General features: G+C 66.6%; 19 protein-coding genes. 16 read left to right on the forward strand and 3 right to left on the reverse strand.

Annotated elements, in window-relative coordinates; genetic code table 11:
- Positions 1-34: 34 nt before the first annotated feature.
- The 6 genes from ACX3PH_RS06070 (at position 35) to ACX3PH_RS06095 (ending at position 5,664) form a co-directional block, all read left to right on the forward strand.
- Positions 35-358 carry a DUF2469 family protein gene (locus tag ACX3PH_RS06070; RefSeq protein ID WP_459090448.1) on the forward strand — a complete coding sequence of 108 codons (324 nt, stop codon included), beginning with the start codon at positions 35-37 and terminating at the stop codon, positions 356-358.
- A 118-nt stretch (positions 359-476) separates the two neighbouring features.
- Positions 477-833: a YraN family protein gene (locus tag ACX3PH_RS06075; protein WP_459090450.1), complete on the forward strand. Its 357-nt coding sequence runs from the start codon at positions 477-479 to the stop codon at positions 831-833.
- Positions 833-2,365 carry a YifB family Mg chelatase-like AAA ATPase gene (locus ACX3PH_RS06080; protein WP_459090452.1) on the forward strand — a complete coding sequence of 511 codons (1,533 nt, stop codon included), beginning with the start codon at positions 833-835 and terminating at the stop codon, positions 2,363-2,365. Before ACX3PH_RS06075 ends, ACX3PH_RS06080 begins: the two co-directional genes overlap by 1 nt.
- Before the next feature lie 71 nt (positions 2,366-2,436).
- Positions 2,437-3,660 (forward strand): DNA-processing protein DprA, encoded by a 1,224-nt coding sequence (dprA, locus tag ACX3PH_RS06085; RefSeq protein WP_459090454.1) that lies wholly within the window; start codon positions 2,437-2,439, stop codon positions 3,658-3,660.
- A 36-nt stretch (positions 3,661-3,696) separates the two neighbouring features.
- Positions 3,697-4,626: a phosphodiesterase gene (locus ACX3PH_RS06090; RefSeq protein ID WP_459090456.1), complete on the forward strand. Its 930-nt coding sequence runs from the start codon at positions 3,697-3,699 to the stop codon at positions 4,624-4,626.
- 138 nt (positions 4,627-4,764) lie between these two features.
- The gene (locus ACX3PH_RS06095; RefSeq protein WP_459090458.1) at positions 4,765-5,664 is read left to right on the forward strand and encodes a tyrosine recombinase XerC; all 900 of its coding nucleotides are present in this window, start codon (positions 4,765-4,767) and stop codon (positions 5,662-5,664) included.
- Positions 5,665-5,674: 10 nt separating this feature from the next.
- Here the strand turns inward: ACX3PH_RS06095 and ACX3PH_RS06100 are convergent, their stop codons facing one another.
- Together ACX3PH_RS06100 and ACX3PH_RS06105 are read right to left on the reverse strand one after the other, a co-directional pair.
- A complete protein-coding gene (locus ACX3PH_RS06100) occupies positions 5,675-6,298 on the reverse strand; it encodes a response regulator (RefSeq protein ID WP_459090460.1) in 624 nt (207 codons plus the stop codon).
- On the reverse strand, positions 6,295-7,503 hold the full coding sequence (locus ACX3PH_RS06105; RefSeq protein WP_459090462.1) for a sensor histidine kinase: 1,209 nt from the start codon (positions 7,501-7,503) through the stop codon (positions 6,295-6,297). The genes ACX3PH_RS06100 and ACX3PH_RS06105 overlap by 4 nt, the downstream gene beginning before the upstream one ends.
- A gap of 208 nt (positions 7,504-7,711) precedes the next feature.
- On the opposite strand from ACX3PH_RS06105, the gene ACX3PH_RS06110 reads away from it, so the two are divergent.
- Positions 7,712-9,811 (forward strand): MMPL family transporter, encoded by a 2,100-nt coding sequence (locus ACX3PH_RS06110; protein WP_459091442.1) that lies wholly within the window; start codon positions 7,712-7,714, stop codon positions 9,809-9,811.
- 27 nt (positions 9,812-9,838) lie between these two features.
- Here ACX3PH_RS06110 and ACX3PH_RS06115 read toward each other — a convergent pair whose 3' ends face one another.
- Positions 9,839-10,333: a M23 family metallopeptidase gene (locus tag ACX3PH_RS06115; protein WP_459090464.1), complete on the reverse strand. Its 495-nt coding sequence runs from the start codon at positions 10,331-10,333 to the stop codon at positions 9,839-9,841.
- Between the two features lie 375 nt (positions 10,334-10,708).
- Here ACX3PH_RS06115 and rpsB point away from each other — a divergent pair, with 375 nt between their 5' ends.
- From rpsB to ACX3PH_RS06160, 9 genes are all read left to right on the forward strand, one after another.
- A complete protein-coding gene (gene rpsB / locus ACX3PH_RS06120; RefSeq protein ID WP_459090466.1) occupies positions 10,709-11,809 on the forward strand; it encodes a 30S ribosomal protein S2 in 1,101 nt (366 codons plus the stop codon).
- A gap of 9 nt (positions 11,810-11,818) precedes the next feature.
- A complete protein-coding gene (gene tsf / locus ACX3PH_RS06125; RefSeq protein WP_459090468.1) occupies positions 11,819-12,646 on the forward strand; it encodes a translation elongation factor Ts in 828 nt (275 codons plus the stop codon).
- Positions 12,647-12,743: 97 nt separating this feature from the next.
- The gene (gene pyrH, locus ACX3PH_RS06130; RefSeq protein ID WP_459090470.1) at positions 12,744-13,460 is read left to right on the forward strand and encodes a UMP kinase; all 717 of its coding nucleotides are present in this window, start codon (positions 12,744-12,746) and stop codon (positions 13,458-13,460) included.
- 24 nt (positions 13,461-13,484) lie between these two features.
- Entirely contained in the window at positions 13,485-14,345 is an 861-nt protein-coding gene (locus ACX3PH_RS06135; RefSeq protein ID WP_459090472.1) for an EamA family transporter, read from the forward strand.
- A 35-nt stretch (positions 14,346-14,380) separates the two neighbouring features.
- Positions 14,381-14,935, forward strand: coding sequence for a ribosome recycling factor (gene frr, locus ACX3PH_RS06140; RefSeq protein WP_459090474.1), 555 nt, complete (start codon positions 14,381-14,383; stop codon positions 14,933-14,935).
- The gene (locus ACX3PH_RS06145) at positions 14,936-15,922 is read left to right on the forward strand and encodes a phosphatidate cytidylyltransferase (RefSeq protein ID WP_459090476.1); all 987 of its coding nucleotides are present in this window, start codon (positions 14,936-14,938) and stop codon (positions 15,920-15,922) included. It begins immediately after the preceding gene.
- A gap of 14 nt (positions 15,923-15,936) precedes the next feature.
- Positions 15,937-16,482 carry a DivIVA domain-containing protein gene (locus tag ACX3PH_RS06150; protein ID WP_459090478.1) on the forward strand — a complete coding sequence of 182 codons (546 nt, stop codon included), beginning with the start codon at positions 15,937-15,939 and terminating at the stop codon, positions 16,480-16,482.
- A gap of 99 nt (positions 16,483-16,581) precedes the next feature.
- The gene (locus ACX3PH_RS06155) at positions 16,582-17,184 is read left to right on the forward strand and encodes an aggregation-promoting factor C-terminal-like domain-containing protein (protein WP_459090480.1); all 603 of its coding nucleotides are present in this window, start codon (positions 16,582-16,584) and stop codon (positions 17,182-17,184) included.
- A 36-nt stretch (positions 17,185-17,220) separates the two neighbouring features.
- Positions 17,221-17,529 carry a hypothetical protein gene (locus ACX3PH_RS06160; RefSeq protein ID WP_459090482.1) on the forward strand — a complete coding sequence of 103 codons (309 nt, stop codon included), beginning with the start codon at positions 17,221-17,223 and terminating at the stop codon, positions 17,527-17,529.
- Positions 17,530-17,534: the final 5 nt, after the last annotated feature.

A 17,534-nucleotide genomic window follows, 5' to 3' on the forward strand; every position in this document is an offset into this window, starting at 1 on the left:
GCACCATCGGAAACAGCGTAGAGTTGAACACGCTATGGATGAGGACGAGTTCGAGGATTACGACCGCGAGGTCGAGCTTGCGCTGTTCCGGGAGTACCGGGACGTCGTGGGCCAGTTCCGCTATGTCGTGGAGACGGAGCGACGGTTCTATCTGGCGAACGAGGTGGAGCTTGTCCGGCAGGACACCGAGAACGACTTCTACTTCGAGCTCACCATGAACGACGTGTGGGTCTGGGATGTCTACCGTTCCGACCGCTTCGTGAAGTCCGTGCGCGTGCTCACCTTCAAAGACGTGAACGTCGAGGAGCTGAACGCCAAGGAGTTGGAGCTCCCCAAGGAACTCGCGCTCGACGAGTAGATCGCCCTCACGCAGTCCCTCCCTCCACAGGCCTGCGCTGACACCCACCGATCACGGTTTCGCTGAACCACGCTAGGCGCCTGCGCACCTGCCGCCATCCTCGAAGTCGGAGGTGGTCATGGCTGCAAAGGATGCGCTGGGGCGGCACGGCGAAGAACTCGCCACGGCATTCCTGGTGGACGCCGGGTACACGATCCTGGACCGCAATTGGCGTTGCAGCCAGGGTGAGATCGACGTGGTCGCGTTCGACGGCTCGGAGACCGCTTTCGTCGAGGTGAAGACGCGCAGCAGCATCGCCTTCGGGCATCCGCTCGAAGCCATCACGACGCTCAAGTTGGCCAGGCTTCGTCGGCTGGCGGCCGCCTGGTGCCAGGCGCACCCGGGTAGTCACGAGCGCATCCGCATCGACGCCATCGCGGTGATCGCCCCGAGGCTAGGCAGCCCGCAGATCGAGCACCTGAAGCGGGTGTTCTGATGCCGATCGGGCGCACCACCGCTGTGGCGCTTCTCGGCCTCACCGGTTCGCTGGTCTCGGTTGAGGCGGACATCTCGAACCAACTGCCCAAGTTCGTGCTCATCGGCCTGCCTGATACGGCGCTTGGCGAGGCACGTGATCGCGTGTGGGCTGCAGCCACGAACTCCGGATGCCCGTTGCCGACGCGAAAGCTGACGGTGAACCTGTCACCGGCTGCGTTGCCGAAGCAGGGCTCCGGGTTCGACCTGGCGATCGCCGTCGCCGCGCTGGTCGCTGCCGATTCGGTCAGCGCGGGGTCCGTCGAATCGGTGGTGCACCTGGGCGAACTCGGTCTCGACGGCAGGCTGCGCCCGATCAACGGAGTGCTCCCGGCGGTGCTGGCTGCGGCGCGCGCCGGCGCCACCACGGTGATGGTTCCGACCGGCAACCAGGACGAAGCCGCCCTGGTCCCAGGCATCCGCGTCATAGGTGTCGCATCACTGCGAGACGCCGCCATCTGGCACGGCGGTGAGTTCGAGCCGATCCCGGTTGACGCGATTCTTCGACCGGATGTTGCTGCTATCGAGGCCGAGACGCCAGACCTGGCAGACGTTGTCGGCAACGATGACGCCGTGCACGCGATGCTGGTCGCCGCCGCCGGTGGACACCACGTGTTCCTGCTCGGGCCACCGGGAGCAGGCAAGACCATGCTCGCGGCCAGACTGCCTGGGCTCCTGCCCGACCTGAGCACCGAATCCGCCCTCGAGGTGAGCTCGGTGCGCTCCCTCTCCGGGATGCCGGTCGGCGCCGGCCTGGTCACCCGGCCACCGCTCGAAGCACCGCACCACACCGCAACCGCCGCCGCCCTGATCGGCGGGGGCACCGGCATCATCCGCCCAGGGGCTGCCGCCCGTGCAGCCCACGGCGTGCTGTTCCTCGATGAGGCGCCGGAGTTCCACAGCAACGTGCTGGATGCCCTGCGGCAGCCACTCGAATCCGGTGTCATCAGCATCCACCGCGCCAACGCGGTCGCCCATTTTCCCGGTCAGTTCCAGCTGGTGATGGCCGCGAATCCTTGCCCGTGCGGGCAGTACGGTTCACGCGACTCCGACTGCGTGTGCCCTCCGCACTCGCGGCGGCGCTACCTGGCCAGGTTGTCCGGGCCGCTTCTCGACCGCATCGACATTCAGTTGAGGGTGTCGCGCATCACGGCAGCGCAGCTGAAGGTGGCGGATGAGCTGCCTCGCCTGTCCACGGCAGAGGCACGTTCGCGGGTCATCGGCGCCCGAGATTCCGCTGTGGGCAGGCTCGCTGGCACGCCGTGGACGCTCAACAGCCAGGTACCGGGCACCTGGCTGCGCTCGAAGCGCATGAGGCTGTCGCCCGCGACGACTGTGTCGATCGATCGGGCTCTCGAACGCGGCGGCATCACGATGCGCGGCTACGACCGCGTGCTCAAAGTGGGCTGGACGCTCGCCGACCTCGACGGCGTCACCACGCCTGGGCCCGACCAGATCGGCCGCGCCCTATACCTGAGAAGGGCGATGTCATGACGGAGCTGAAGGGCACGACCCACCAAGACACAGCCCACCAAGAGATAACCCACCAAGAGAAAGGCGCACCGATGAGCATGTTCGGCATCAAGGAGGCGGTGGTCGCGCCACTGATCCGTGAGATTGCCGGTGAACAGCTGGAGCCATCGGAGATCGCGGAGCGCTTCGCCCGCTCAGCATGGACAGGGATCGCCGAGCCCGGGGACCGTGTTGCAGGCGTCCTCGTGTCCGCGCTCGGTGCTTCCCAGGCACTGGCGTCCGTGGTTGACCGCTGGACAGTGACCCGAATGGTGTCGGAGGTGCGCGAAACCGGCATTGAGAACCTGACGGAGGAGGAGGCGACGGATGCCCTGAAGCGCTGGCATCCGCGAATCACGTCTGCCACTGCACTGATCGCGTTGAAGCAGGCCGCCCGGTTCAACGTTCGACTGCTCACGCCCGGCGACCCGGCCTGGCCGGTCGGCATGGCCGACCTGGGCCTCCATGCGCCGATCGCGCTCTGGTTGCGCGGGAACGTCTCGACGATGCTCACCCTCGAGCAGTCGATCTCCCTGGTGGGTGCCCGGGCGGCGACCGGCTACGGCGAGCAGGTGACCATGGAAGCATCCGCCAGCCTGGTCGACCGCGGGTACACGATTGTGTCCGGCGCCGCCTACGGGATCGACGGGATGGCTCACCGGGCGGCGCTCGCGAGTTCCGGCCAGACCGTGGCGTTCCTGGCCGGCGGCGTCGACCGGTTCTATCCGAGCGGGCACGACGCGCTCCTGACCCGCATTGTCGAGTCCGGGGCAGTCGTCTCGGAATTGCCGTGCGGCTCACAACCCACCAAGTGGAGATTTCTTCAAAGAAACAGGCTCATAGCGGCTGCCAGCCAGGCCACTATCGTGATGGAAGCCGGCTGGCGATCCGGGTCGCTCAACACCGCTGGGCACGCTGCTGCCCTTGGCCGGCCGCTCGGTGCGGTCCCCGGGCCGGTGACCTCGATGGCATCCGCCGGATGTCACCGCCTCATTCGCGACTTCGACGCCGTCTGCGTGACCAATGCCGCCGAAATGGCCGAGCTGGCGCCGCTCGCCGGGGCCGAAGCCAACACGCTGGACGGCCTCGGCGAGGGTGCGACCTCCGAACAGGTCAGGGTGTTCGATGCCATCAGCACGCGTTCCCCGCGGACCACCCACGACATCGCCGCCCGCTCCGGGCTGTCCGTCGCCACCGTGCAGGCGATCCTCGGTGCCGCCTCCGTGGAGGGCACAGTGGCGGAGCGGGAGCGGGGCTGGGTGAAGAAAGGCGTGTAGTTGGTCACGGTCGGCGGCGGGCAATACTGTTGAGCCGTGACTCAACTCGGCCAGCACCCCGCGCCCCTGCACGCCATCGCCCACATCAGCGACACCCACTTTCTCGCCGCCGGCAAAGAGCTGTACGGATCGGTGAGAACCGAAGACCACCTGGAGCAGGCGCTCAAGCAGCTGGAACGGTCAGACGTCCGCCCCGAAGCGATCGTCTTCACCGGTGACCTGGCCGACCTGGGGGAGCCGGATGCCTACCAGCGCCTCCGCGCCATTGTCGAGCCGGCCGCCGAACGCCTCGGCGCCCAGGTCATCTGGGTGATGGGCAACCACGATGAGCGCCTGCAGTACTCGCAGGAACTCTTCGACGAACCGGGCAGCGAAGCGCCCCAGGACCGCGTCTACAACGTGGGCAGCCTGCGCATCATCTCGCTGGACACCAGCGTGCCCGGCTACCACCACGGTGCCATCACCCCCGACCAACTCGAATGGCTCCGCGCCGAGCTGGCCACGCCTGCGCCGCACGGCACGTTCATCGCCGTGCACCACCCGCCGATCCCCACCCCGCTCCTCTGGGCGATGGAGATGCTCGAACTCGAAGACCAGCACGCCTTCGCCGAGGTGGTGCGGGGAACGGATGTCCGCGGCATCCTCGCCGGCCACCTCCACTACTCCACCCACAGCATGTTCGCCGGCGTGCCCGTGTCGGTCGTCTCAGCCACCTGCTACACGCTGGACCTCACCGCCGACCACCGCCTGCTCTCCGGCATCGACGCTGGCCAGGCGATCAGCATGGTTCATGTCTACGAGGACAGGGTGGTGCACTCGCTCGTCCCGCTCGGAGACAACGCTGAAGTTTCCGGCTTCTCCGCGGACTACCGCGCCCAGATCGAAGCCATGACACCCCACCAGCGGCGCGAGATGTTCTCCAGCAAGAAGAGCAGCTTCAACCTGGGCACCGAACCTGCCAGCTGAGGGTAGCCGGCCAGGGGAGCGGCCTTAGGGCATGCGCTGACATTAATCGGCCGTTACCCGCCCGGCTGGAGCGAATCCGATCCGCGCACTGCGGCGGGGGAGCGGCAGAGCGGAGGCAGCGCGCTGCACGATAGAGGCGTGAAGCTTGACCCTGCCATTGACGCGTTCTCGCGCTACCTCAGCGCCGAGCGGGGGTTCAGCCCGAACACGGTTAGGTCGTATCGCGCAGACCTGGCCAGGCTCAGCGAGTTCGCCGACACCCAGGGCGTCGCAACGTCACAGGGCCTCTCGCTCGACCTCCTCCGCGATTGGCTCTGGCAGGGAACGCAGGACGGCCTTGCGAAGTCCACCCTCGCCCGCCGGTCAGCTGCCGCCAGGGCGTTCAGTGCCTGGCTGGCCAAGCAGGACGGGTCGACGGATGCGGCAGTCCGCCTGAAATCGCCGAGACCAGACCGCTCACTACCCCGGGTGCTGACCCGCCAACAGCTGGCGGACATGCTCGCCTCGCTCGAGGTGAAGGCGGGCACGGGCGACCCGAACGCGATGCGTGACCTGTGCGTCATCGAGCTGCTGTACGCATCCGCTCTACGTGTCAGCGAGCTGGTGGGGCTGGACCAGGGCAGCGTCGACCTCGGGCGCCTCACCGTCCGGGTGCTCGGCAAGGGGTCGAAGGAGCGGGTCGTCCCGTTCGGGGTTCCGGCGAAGGACGCCATCGTCGCCTACCTCGACGACGCTCGCGGGCTGCTGCTGCGCGAGCCGACACAGGCCATGTTCCTGGGCGCCCAGGGGCGGCGCCTCGGCAGCCGTACGGTCTACCGGTTGGTGTCCGGACTTCTGGATGAGATCCCCGGCGGAGGGCCGTCCGGCCCGCACGCGCTCCGCCACACCGCAGCAACGCACCTGCTGGACGGCGGCGCCGACCTGCGGGCAGTCCAGGAGATGCTCGGGCATGCCAGCCTCGGCACAACGCAGATATACACGCACGTCTCCATGGAGCGGTTGAAGGACAGCTACCGTTCGGCTCACCCTCGCGCCTGAGCGCACAGTCTCAGGTGCGAATGGACCCGGTCTCGCGCGCCCGGGCGACGGCCTGGGTCCGAGATGCCACCCCGAGCTTGGTGAAGATGTGCACGAGGTGCGACTTGACGGTCGCCTCGCTGAGGAACAGCTCCCGCCCGATGGCCCGGTTGGACTTCCCGTCGGCCACCAGGCCCAGAACCTCGATCTCGCGCAGCGTGAGTTCGGGCCCCTTCTTCTGCCGACGGATGCTCAAACGGTCGGCGACAGCGGGCGCCAGCGCGGTCTCGCCGGCTGACGCACCTCGCACCGCGGCAAGCAGTTCGTGTGGCGGCGCATCCTTCAGCAGGTAGCCGCTCGCGCCAGCCTCGATGGCGCCCAGGATGTCGGCATCCGTGTCGTAATTGGTCAACACCAGCACGCGGGGCGACGGATGCTGCGCGCGAATCGCCTGGGTGGCGGCAACACCCTGCATTCCCCCGCCGAACTGGAGGTCCATGAGCACCAGGTCGACAGTGCCTTGCCCTGCCGACCGCACGGCTTCCTCGGCAGTGGGCACATCGGCAACCACCTCGAGGTCGGCCTCGCCGGAGAACAGTGCGCGCAGACCGGCCCGCACCACTGGGTGGTCGTCGGCGATCAGGATGCGAATCACGGTGCACCATCCGTCAGGTCGAACGCGGCGGCGATGGCCGTACCCCCACCCGGAGTGGATTCGATCGACAGCCGGCCGCCCAACCCCGCGACGCGCCCGCGAAGACCGGCCAGGCCGAACGACGACGCTTTGGTCGCTTCATTGGGATCGAAACCACTGCCATTGTCGACGATGTCCAGGCCGACCCAGTCATCGAGATAAGTGAGCGTCACCTCTGCTCGGGTCGCTCCGGAGTGCTGGGTCACGTTGGCCAGTGATGCCTGGGCGATGCGCAGCAGCGCGGTCTCCTGGCGCATCGGCAGCTCGATGAGGTCGCCACTGAGGTGGAACGACACCACCAGGTCGGCCTGTGTGGTGGCCTCCGCAAGTCGCTCCAGGGCCTGCGGGAGCCCCTGTTCTTCAAGGGCGGGTGGAGAAAGCTCCCGAACGAACTGCCGTGCCTCCGCGAGGCTCGCTGCGGCGGTTTCGCGCGCCAGGCGCACGTGCTCGACGGCCCCCGGGTCAGTCACGGTTCTCTCGGCTGCGTGGAGGAGCAGTTGGATGCTCGACAAGCCCTGGGCGACGGTGTCGTGGATTTCCCGCGCCAGCCTTTCACGCTCCTCCAGGACGCCCGTCTCCCGTTCCCGTACCGCCAGTTCGTGGCGCGTGGCCACCAGGTCGTCGATCAGGCGCTGCCGCTCCTCCGTTTCGCGGTACAGCGCGCGGTAACCGAGCCCGATGGCGATGGCGACCGCAGCGCCGATGATCGGGCCGATCACCCCGCCCACGCCCCACCCGGTGTGCGCGGCCATGGATGCGATGGTGAACGCCGTGGTGGCGGCCACCAGGGGAACCGACCACCTGATCGGGAGCAGGTGCAATTGAAGGAAGAACAGCGGAAAGACCAGGAACGCGGCATCCGATGTCAGCCAGACCAGCGCGACGACTTCTGCGGTCACCGTGGCCAGCCAGCACAACTGGACGAGTCGCGACGGCCCCGACCGCAACAGGAAAGCGCCACTGGTATAGGTGATCAGCAGCACGACCGCCATGGCGACGATCCAGGAGGCGGCCGGAAGCTCCAGCGTGACGCCTCGAACGATCACGAAGAGCGTGAGCCCGGTCACCGTCGTGTGCAGCGCAATGCGCAGGCCGAGGAAGACGGGGGCCAGCGGGGTGTTCCGCGAGAACACGACTGTGCGTTCCTGTGTGCCCGTCCGGTCCATGACGCGAGCCTAGTTCCGCCAGCGGATGCCCGGCATCCATCGAACGGACCATCACCCCCGAACCACTCCGGCGGATTCAAACTTTTGTACGACGCCGCCGGACATCCGCGTGAATACTGTCGGAATAGTGACCGCATCTGAGACTCCAACCACCGCCCGCCCACCTCGCCGTACCCGCGTGCCTCGCTGGCTGCGCGTCCTGATCCCGATGGTGCTGGCCCTGGCCTGGTTTGCGATGGCCGGCGTGGGCGGCTCGTCGTTCAGTGAGGTCAACGAGGTCGCCGACAACGACCAGGCCCAGCACCTGCCGTCGAGTGCCGAAGCGACCGAAGTGCAGGAGCTGCAGGCGGAGTTCCGCGACAGTGACGCTGTTCCGGCCGTGCTCGTCTACCAGCGCTCCACCGGATTGACGGATGCCGACAAGCGTCGCATCGAGCGTCAGGCGGAAGACCTCGGCACCATGCACGGTGTCCTGTCTGACGGTGTGTCGCCGCCGATCTTCTCGGAGGACGGCCAGGCCGCCGAACTGTTCGTGCCGATCGACACGAACATCAAGGTGGCTGACACCGTCGAGGAGGTCCGCGCCTACCTGGCCGCTGACTCCGAGCCGGGGTTGGTCGCCCTGGTCACCGGCCCAGCCGGTCTCTCTGCTGACATTGTCGACGCCTTCAGCGGAATCGATGGGCTGCTGCTGCTGGTCGCACTCGCCGCAGTGCTCGTGATCCTCATCGTCGTCTACCGTTCGCCGTTGTTGCCCCTGATCGTGCTCGGAACCAGCATGTTCGCGCTGACTGCCGCGATCTTCGTCGTCGTCGAACTGGCGAAGGCAGAGATCGTGGTGCTCAGCGGGCAGACGCAGGGCATCCTGATGATCCTGGTGATCGGTGCCGCCACCGACTACTCGCTGTTATACGTGGCGCGCTACAAGGAGGCGCTACGCGATCATGCACGGCGGTGGGACGCCACCTGGGCTGCGTTGAAGGGCTCATTCGAGCCGATCCTGGCGTCTGGTGGAACCGTCATCGCGGCCATGCTGATCCTGCTGTTCAGCGACCTGAACTCGAACAAGGCGATGGGCCCGGTCGCTGCCATCGGCATCGGCTTCGCGGTGCTTGCTGCCCTGACGTTCCTTCCCACTGTGCTGATGGCTGCCGGGCGGGTGGCGTTCTGGCCGTTTGCACCGGCTCTCGGCTCCGAGCATCCGGAACACACCGCCAGAAGAGGCGTGTGGGGCCGTGTCGGTCGTCTGGTCTCCCGGCGTCCGCGCGTGGTGTGGATTGCCAGCACCCTCATCCTGGTGGTCGCCTCCGTCGGGATGCTCCAGCTGAAGGCGGACGGCGTCGCGCAGAGCGAGTTCGTGCTGGGCGAGTCGCAGGCGCGGGACGGCCAGGCGGTGCTGGGCGAGCATTTCCCCGGAGGGTCGGGTACCCCGGCGGTGATCATCGCGCCGGTGCCGGAGCTCGGTGAGGTGGTGGCGACCGTCCTCGAAACCGACGGCGTCGCATCCGTCTCGGTGCTGTCGGATGATTCGCCCAGCGGCACAGCACCGGTGACCGCCGACGGCATCCAGCCGGTCGGTCCGCCCGGAACACCGGTTCCCGAGCCGAAAACGGTTGACGGTCGGGTGATGCTGCAGGCAACACTCGATGATGCCGGCGATTCAGCGGATGCTGCGGTCACCGTGAACGCCCTGCGCGGGTCATTCCAGGAGGGCGGCTCCGCGGCCATCGTCGGCGGGGTCACCGCCGTCGCCATCGACACCAACGAGGCAGCGATCCACGACCGGAACCTGATCATCCCACTGGTGCTGAGCGCGATCCTGCTCATCCTGATGCTGCTGCTGAGGTCGGTTCTCGCGCCGGTGCTGCTGGTCGCCAGTGTCGTGCTGTCGTTCGGCGCCGCGCTCGGAGTTTCCGCGCTGGTGTTCAACGGGATCTTCGACTTCCCCGGAGCCGACCCGTCGGTGCCCATGTTCGGGTTCGTGTTCCTGGTGGCGCTCGGCATCGACTACAACATCTTCCTGATGACGCGGGTGCGGGAGGAGTCGCTGAAGCACGGCACCCGAGAGGGCATCCTGCGCGGGCTGTCCTCCACCGGGGGAGTAATCACCTCGGCCGGGCTGGTGCTGGCGGCGACGTTCGCGGCGCTCGGAGTCCTGCCGATCCTGTTCCTGGCGCAGATCTCCTTCATCGTCGCCTTCGGCGTGCTGCTCGACACCTTCCTGGTGCGTTCGCTGCTGGTCCCAGCCCTCAGCCACGACATCGGCCGCACCATCTGGTGGCCGAGCGCCCTTTCTCGCTCGAAATAGCCTGCCCTGAGTAGGTCTCAGCGCGAGTCAGCGCAGAGGCCGGGTCGGCAGCAGCACCGAGTGGGGGATCCCGCCGAGGTAGGCCAGCGGTGAGAGGTATTCCCCGTGCAGGCGAACGCCGAAGTGCAGGCAGGGCCTGGAACAGTGCCCGGGCTGCAGCACTCCGACCTGCTGGCCGCGAAGTACGGCTGCTCCAGCCACCAGTTCCGTCGTCACGGGCTCGAAGCTCGAGATCAGGCCGCCACGGTGGCGGATCGACAGCACCGGGCGGTCAACCACCACTCCGGCGAAGTGCACCACCCCGTCATCCGGTGAGAACACGCCGGCTGGGGCATCCGCCTGGGTCCCGATGTCGATACCGCGATGCCCGGCGGCGTAGGGGATGGGCGGGGCAATGTAAGGCCGCACGATCATCCGCGGCGGGCTGACCGGCCAGACCCAGGTGACGGATGCTCCCTCCGCCGCGTGAACGCTCGTCGCCGACGCGGCGGGGGACGCCGCGAACAGTGTCGATGCGATCACTATCACCAGCGCAGCAAGCCGGGATGGACCGGTGCCTGGCGGAGGGAGCAACACCCCTCCATGGTGCCGAACGCCGACCAGGGACCGCCGGGGTTGACCCTGATTGGTGCACTTCGCAGGAGCCACGGGGAGGGGAGGGAGCAGTGCTATGATTGACGACGCATCCCGTGTATTCGGGGTGACTACGCGTGCCCATGACGTCCTCACCGACGTGGCACTCACATCCAATCAGTCTGATCATCCGTGCCGCACGTCGAAACGGGAGTGATCTGCGGATGTGGGCCGGGCACCAGGATCAGTGGCCGACCGGCCGCGATAACAACTGAGAACGAGCACGGCGAGCCTCGGGCAGCCGTGCCAGAAAAGGAGACGGCAATGGCCGTTGTCACCATCCGCCAGCTGCTCGACAGCGGCGTTCACTTCGGACACCAGACCCGCCGCTGGAACCCGAAGATGAAGCGTTTCATCCTGACCGAGCGCAGCGGCAGCCACATCATCGACCTGCAGCAGTCGCTCGCCTACATCGACAAGACCTACGACTACGTCAAGGAGACGGTTGCCCACGGCGGCACCATCCTGTTCGTCGGCACCAAGAAGCAGGCTCAGGGCGCCATCGCCGAGCAGGCTCAGCGCGTCGGCCAGCCGTTCGTCAACCAGCGCTGGCTCGGTGGGCTCCTCACCAACTTCCAGACCGTGTCGAAGCGCCTCTCGCGCATGAAGGAGCTCGAAGAGCTCGACTTCGACGACACCACCAAGGGTTTCACCAAGAAGGAACTCCTGATCAAGAAGCGTGAACTCACCAAGCTGCACAAGAGCCTGGGTGGTATCCGCAACCTGACCAAGACGCCTTCCGCGATCTGGATCGTCGACACCAAGAAGGAGCACCTCGCCATCGACGAGGCGCGCAAGCTCGGTATCCCGGTCATCGCGATCCTCGACACCAACTGCGACCCGGACGAAGTTCAGTACCCGATCCCGGGTAACGACGACGCCATCCGTTCGGTCGGCCTGCTCACCCGCATCATTGCGGATGCCGCGGCCGAGGGCCTGGTTCAGCGCCACTCGAAGACCGAGGAGGGCAACGTCTCCGCCGTCGAACCGCTCGCCGAGTGGGAGGCCGAACTGCTCGGCCAGACCGCCGAGGCCGCGCCTGCTGCTGAGACGCCTGCTGAAGCAGCCGCCACGGCTGAGGAGCCCGCCACGGCGGAGGAGCCCGCCAAGACCGAGGAGCCCGCGAAGGCGGAGAAGCCGGTTGGCGACACCACGCAGGAGAACGACGCGGATGCCGCTGTTGCCGAGAAGGCTGCAGAGTCGAGCGACGTCACCCCGAAGCACGAGCCGGAGTCGGACGCCGAGACCGAGGCGAAGATCGAAGCCGCCTCCACCGGCGCCGAGAAGAAGCCTGCCGCCGTCAAGAAGCCGGCTGCGAAGAAGCCCGCTGCTGCCAAGGCTGACGCCGCAGCAGACAAGGAGTAAGGAACCGACATGGCAGATTTCAGCCTGGAAGACCTCAAGACCCTGCGCGAGCGCCTCGGCACTGGCATGGTCGAGACCAAGAACGCGCTCGTTGAGGCGGGCGGTGACCTGGAGAAGGCCACCGAGCTGCTGCGCCTGCGCGGTGCGAAGAGCAACGCCAAGCGCTCCGACCGGTCCACCAGCGAGGGCCTCATTGCCGCTCGTGAGAACGGAAACACCGCAACGCTGATCGAACTCGCTTGCGAGACCGACTTCGTTGCCAAGAGCGACAAATTCGTCTCCCTGAGCGAGAAGGTGCTCGACGCGGTGGTCGCTGCCGGAGCAACGACTCTGGAGGAGGCCCTCGCGGCTCCCGCCGGCTCTCAGACGGTTGCCGACCTCATCAGCGACGAGGCCGCTATCCTCGGCGAGAAGATCGAGCTTCGCCGCGTGGCCGCCGTCTCGGGGGAGAAGTTCTCCATCTACCTGCACAAGACCAACAAGGACCTGCCAGCGCAGGTCGGCGTTGTGCTCGGCTACGCCGGTGACGATGGGGAGACCGCCCGCGGTGTCGCGCAGCACATCTCGTTCGCTGACCCGATCTACCTGACCCGCGAGGACGTTCCGGCCGAAGACGTCGACAACGAGCGTCGCATCGTCGAGGAGATCAGCCGCGGCGAGGGAAAGCCTGAGGCTGCCCTTCCGAAGATCATCGAGGGTCGTCTTGGCGCATTCTTCAAGCAGGTCGCCCTGCTCGAGCAGGAGTATGCCCGCGACAACAAGCTGGTCATCAGCAAGGTGCTCAGCGATGCCGGCCTGACTGTCAGCGGCTTCGCCCGCTTCAAGGTCGGCGCCTAGCCCTGGTGTGATGAGGGGTCCGAGACGCTGATGCGACTCGGACCCCTTTTTCATGTGCAACGCAATAATCTGTAAGAACACCATCGAGGGAGAAGACATGACGACAGGGAAAAGCAAGCGACGGGTTCTTCTCAAGCTTTCAGGAGAGTCCTTCGGTGGCGGTTCCCTTGGCGTGAATCCGGATGTCGTCAGCTCCATCGCGAAGGAGATCGCCTCGGTCGCATCCGAGGTGGAGATCGCCATCGTGGTCGGCGGAGGAAACTTCTTCCGCGGGGCCGAGCTCTCCCAACGCGGGATGGACCGTGGCCGAGCCGACTACATGGGCATGCTGGGCACCGTGATGAACGCCCTCGCCCTGCAGGACTTCCTCGAGCAGGCCGGCGCGGCTACGCGTGTGCAGTCCGCCATCTCGATGACCCAGGTGGCCGAGCCTTACATCCCGCGGCGTGCGGAGCGTCACCTGGAGAAGGGCCGTGTGGTCATCTTCGGCGCCGGTGCCGGCCTGCCCTACTTCTCCACCGACACGGTGGCTGCCCAGCGGGCGCTGGAAATTTTCGCGGATGTCGTGCTGGTCGCCAAGAACGGTGTCGACGGGGTCTACGACGACGACCCGAACAAGAACTCCGACGCCTCCAAGCTGGAGAAGGTGACCTACCAGGAGGCCCTGGTACAGGGGTTGAAGGTGGTCGACTCGACAGCGTTCAGCCTGTGCATGGACAACGGGATGCCCATGGTGGTCTTCGGCATGACGCCGGCCGGGAACGTCGCCAAGGCCATCCGTGGTGAGAACATCGGCACGCTTGTCTCCAACTAGCCCATCCCGGGCGCCGGCTGAAGGATGACCCCGCTCGTCCTGGGCCTGATCGCCCTCGCCGCGGTGGTGCACGCCGCCTGGAATCTGGCGATCAAGAAGGCCGGCGCCACCGGTGCGATGTTCCTCTGGCTGGCGTTCCTGGTCGGTGCGATCGTGTACCTGCCGTTCGGCGTGTGGTCGCTTATCGACTCCGGTGCGAACCTGTGGCACTGGCTGGGCTTCGCGTCGGTCAGCGGCGCCCTGCAGGTCGTCTACTTCCTGCTGCTCCAGACCGGCTATCGGGCCGGTGACGTCTCGGTGGTGTATCCGCTGGCACGGGGGACCGGTCCGCTGCTCTCCGTCATCTTCGCAATGCTGCTCTTCGCCGAACGACCCAGCGCCCTCGCCCTGGCGGGCGCGGCAGTCGTCATTGCCGGGGTGATCACGGTCGGTTTCGCCGGAGGCCGTTCGCGCGCAGCCGACAATCGGGCGGGCGTCGCCTTCGGGCTGGTGATCGGGGTCATCATCGCCGTCTACACGCTCTGGGACAGCGCGGCGGTCACCATCGGCGGGATGCCGGTCGTCGGTGTCTACTGGGGGAGCGTCGTCTTCCAGTTCCTGCTCATGTCACCCCTCGGACTTCGGGAGCGCACCAGGGTGCGGGAGGTTGCGACAGGTCACTGGGCCCTGGTGCTGACCGTCGGCATCCTGGCCCCGCTCGGCTACATTCTGATCCTCCTCGCCATCCAGCTCGCCCCGGTCTCGCTGGTGGCTCCGGCTCGGGAAGTCAGCGTGGTACTTGTCGGACTCGCCGGCTGGTTGTTCTTCCGGGAGCCGCACCCGGTGCAGAGACTGATCGGCGCGGCAGTCGTGCTTGCCGGCGTCGCCATGCTCGCTGGCGGTTAACCAGTAAACTCGTTCTCGACGCGAAGGAGTTGTACGTGATTAGTGACGTGCTGGCGGATGCCAAAGAGAAGATGGGCAAGTCCCTCGAGGCCGCGAAAGACGACTTCGCCAACGTGCGAACCGGTCGGGCGAACCCGGCCCTGTTCCAGAAGATCCTCGTCGACTACTACGGAACCCCGACGCCGCTGGGACAACTCGCTTCGATGACCAACCCCGAGGCCCGGCAACTGCTGATCACACCGTACGACAAGGTCGCGCTCAAAGACATCGAGAAGGCTATCGCCGGCGCCCAGCACATCGGGGCGAGCGTCGGCAACGACGGCAACACCATCCGGGCGATCCTGCCGGAGCTGACCGCCGACCGTCGCAAGGAGTATGTGAAGGTGGTGAAAGCCAAGGCGGAGGACGCCCGCGTCTCGATCCGGAACATCCGCCGCCGGGCGAAGGACGACCTGGATGCCCTGAAGGCTGACGTCGGCGATGACGAGGTCGCGCGCGCCGAAAAGGAGCTCGAGGCATCAACCAAGGCGCACATCGACGGTGTGGACGACGCGCTGAAGAAGAAGGAAGCCGAGCTTCTCGAGGTCTAGATGACTGAACCTCGCGAGAAGTCCGCACGACGGTCCTGGTTACTGCGACGCAAATCGAAACGCGCAGAGTTCGAGGAGTTCGCGCACGCTACCGCGGAGGAGATCAAGGCGCAATTCGAGGCCACCCGCGCCCAGATCGACGCGACCAACGAGAAGATCGAGGCGCGCACCGGCCGCAACCTGATCGCCGCGATCGTGATCGGCCTGGCGCTCGGTTTCGCCATGCTGTTCAGCCTGATCGTCGTCAAAGAGCTGTTCATGCTGTTCGCCGGCGCGCTGATCGCGTTCACCGCGTTCGAGCTGGCCAGTGCCCTCCGGTTCGCCGGGCACAATGTGCCGCGCATTCCCGTCGTGATTGCGGCACTCGCCACCGTTCCGGCGGCGTTCTACCTCGGGGTGGACGGGCAGTGGCTCAGCGCCCTGTCCGGTATCGCCCTGATCACGTTGTGGCGCATCGCCGAGCAGGCCCGCCCCAGTCACCGGGTGAACGGCAAGACGCTGCTGGCGGATGTCGCGGCCGGCGCCTTCGTCTACACCTACGTGCCGTTCCTCGCCAGTTTCGCCGTGCTGCTCACGGCCCAGGAGGGCGGCGAATGGTGGACGTTGGCCTTCCTGCTCACCATCATCTCGATCGACACGGGTGCCTACGCCAGCGGCCTCCTGCTCGGCAAGCACAAGATGGCGCCCCGCATCAGCCCGAAGAAGACCTGGGAGGGTTTCGCCGGTTCCGTGGTTGTCGCGATCATCGCCGGAGTGCTGCTCGCCCTGTTCATGATCGACCAGCCGTGGTGGGTTGGGCTGATCTTCGGCATCACCATGGTGTTCACCGGCACACTGGGTGACCTCACGGAGTCGCTGATCAAACGAGATCTCGGCATCAAGGACATCAGCACCTGGTTGCCGGGCCACGGTGGTTTCCTCGACCGGCTCGACTCGATCCTGCCGAGTGCCGCGGGCGCCTATGTGCTCTTCATCCTGTTCACGTAGGGCACAATAGAGCGGTGAGCTCGACCTTTCCCAAGACCCGCAAGCGTGGCTACGACATCGATGAAGTCGAAGACTTCCTCGAGGAGGCCCGCCGTGCTTACTCGTCGACGGTTGCCGAAAACTCCGTGGTGAGCGCCGATAACATCCGGACCACCGCGTTCTCCATGCGTCGGGGCGGGTACTCGACGACTCACGTCGATGCTGCGCTGGAACGACTCGAAGACGCCTTCGCCACCCGCGAGCGGGAGCAGGCCATTCAGGCTGCGGGGGAGGACGGCTGGTATCGAGAGACGCGCGTGATCGCCCAGGAGATCGTGAACCGGCTGTCACGCCCGAAACGGCACCGCTTCGCTCGCGCCGGGTTCATGGTGAACGGGTACCGCCGCAAGGATGTCGATGCGCTGGCGGATCGTATCCTGGCCCACCTGGTCTCTGGCGCGCCGCTGGAGACGACGGATGTCCGCACAGCGGCTTTCCGACCCCAGCGCGGCGGTTACCGGGAGGCTCAGGTCGACCTTCTCCTCGACAGTGTCATCGACGTGATGCTGGCCGTTCGCTGACCTTGCCTGTTTTCTCGCAGGAAGGTGGGCTAGGGTTTTGTCACTGTGGGTAGGCATCAGACCAATGAGCCTCCTCAGGCATCGTTAGTTTTGTCGGGGGTGGGCGCCGCGGTGCGGGACGAGCGCCGTTCGTTCGTGCTGCGTACTTTCGCTTTCACCATCGCCGCCGCCGTCATGCTGGTGTTCGCCATCGCACCGACGGGCAAAGAGCCGGCGCTCGCCGAGACTGCTCACGCTGAGGCCGAAGCGGCAGCGGATGCCCGACCCGCACAGGCTCTCGCGGTGGCGGGCGACCACAGTTCGACCATCCTCCGCGAGGGTTACTCCATCACGAAGCCGGCGCCGCCCAAACCCGTTGCACCCGTCGGTCGAAGTGCGCCGGCAGCGGGCGCCCCCGATCCCGGCACCGCGAAGGCGATCGCCTTCGACATGGTGACCGCACGTGGGTGGGGTCAGGGCGAGTACGACTGCCTGGTCGCCCTGTGGCAGAAGGAATCGGGCTGGAACGTTTACGCCCACAACAAGTCAAGCGGGGCGTACGGCATCCCGCAGTCGCTGCCTGGATCGAAGATGGCGACGGCCGGAGCCGATTGGGCGACCAACCCCGCCACCCAGATCACCTGGGGCCTCGGCTACATCCAGGGCCGCTACGGCACTCCCTGTGGCGCCTGGAGCGCCAGCCAGGCCAAGGGCTGGTACTGACCGGATCCCTCTTGCCGCCGCGGCTAAGCTCGATACATGCCCAGGTCGAATCATCCGCGTCGCAAGCGTGACGCGTTCGACCGCCACGCGGATGACGCGCCACTCGACCTCGGTCGCGCACTCTTCGGCGGGCGGCACACGGAGTCCAAGCGCGACGGCCTGTGGAACGTACAGCCGGTCGCCGCACCATCGGCCGCGAAACCGTACACCTGCCCGGGCTGCGGAACGCAGGTCGCCGTCGGAACGGCTCACGTCGTGACCTGGCGGGCGGATGGCCTGATGGGCGAATCCGACGATCTTGCCGCCCGCCGCCACTGGCACACTCACTGCTGGAAGATCTACTAGGAGCA

The organism is Homoserinimonas sp. A520 (genome assembly GCF_054489245.1).

Bases quoted from the DNA above. Each gene is read 5' to 3' on its own strand.
- ACX3PH_RS06135 (WP_459090472.1), top strand. From the start codon at position 13,485: ATGACCCCGCTCGTCCTGGGCCTGATCGCCCTCGCCGCGGTGGTGCAC.
- pyrH (WP_459090470.1), top strand. From the start codon at position 12,744: ATGACGACAGGGAAAAGCAAGCGACGGGTTCTTCTCAAGCTTTCAGGA.
- ACX3PH_RS06080 (WP_459090452.1), top strand. From the start codon at position 833: ATGCCGATCGGGCGCACCACCGCTGTGGCGCTTCTCGGCCTCACCGGT.
- ACX3PH_RS06110 (WP_459091442.1), top strand. From the start codon at position 7,712: ATGGTGCTGGCCCTGGCCTGGTTTGCGATGGCCGGCGTGGGCGGCTCG.
- tsf (WP_459090468.1), top strand. From the start codon at position 11,819: ATGGCAGATTTCAGCCTGGAAGACCTCAAGACCCTGCGCGAGCGCCTC.
- ACX3PH_RS06070 (WP_459090448.1), top strand. From the start codon at position 35: ATGGATGAGGACGAGTTCGAGGATTACGACCGCGAGGTCGAGCTTGCG.
- ACX3PH_RS06145 (WP_459090476.1), top strand. From the start codon at position 14,936: ATGACTGAACCTCGCGAGAAGTCCGCACGACGGTCCTGGTTACTGCGA.
- dprA (WP_459090454.1), top strand. From the start codon at position 2,437: ATGAGCATGTTCGGCATCAAGGAGGCGGTGGTCGCGCCACTGATCCGT.
- ACX3PH_RS06105 (WP_459090462.1), bottom strand. From the start codon at position 7,503: ATGGACCGGACGGGCACACAGGAACGCACAGTCGTGTTCTCGCGGAAC.
- rpsB (WP_459090466.1), top strand. From the start codon at position 10,709: ATGGCCGTTGTCACCATCCGCCAGCTGCTCGACAGCGGCGTTCACTTC.
- ACX3PH_RS06075 (WP_459090450.1), top strand. From the start codon at position 477: ATGGCTGCAAAGGATGCGCTGGGGCGGCACGGCGAAGAACTCGCCACG.
- ACX3PH_RS06160 (WP_459090482.1), top strand. From the start codon at position 17,221: ATGCCCAGGTCGAATCATCCGCGTCGCAAGCGTGACGCGTTCGACCGC.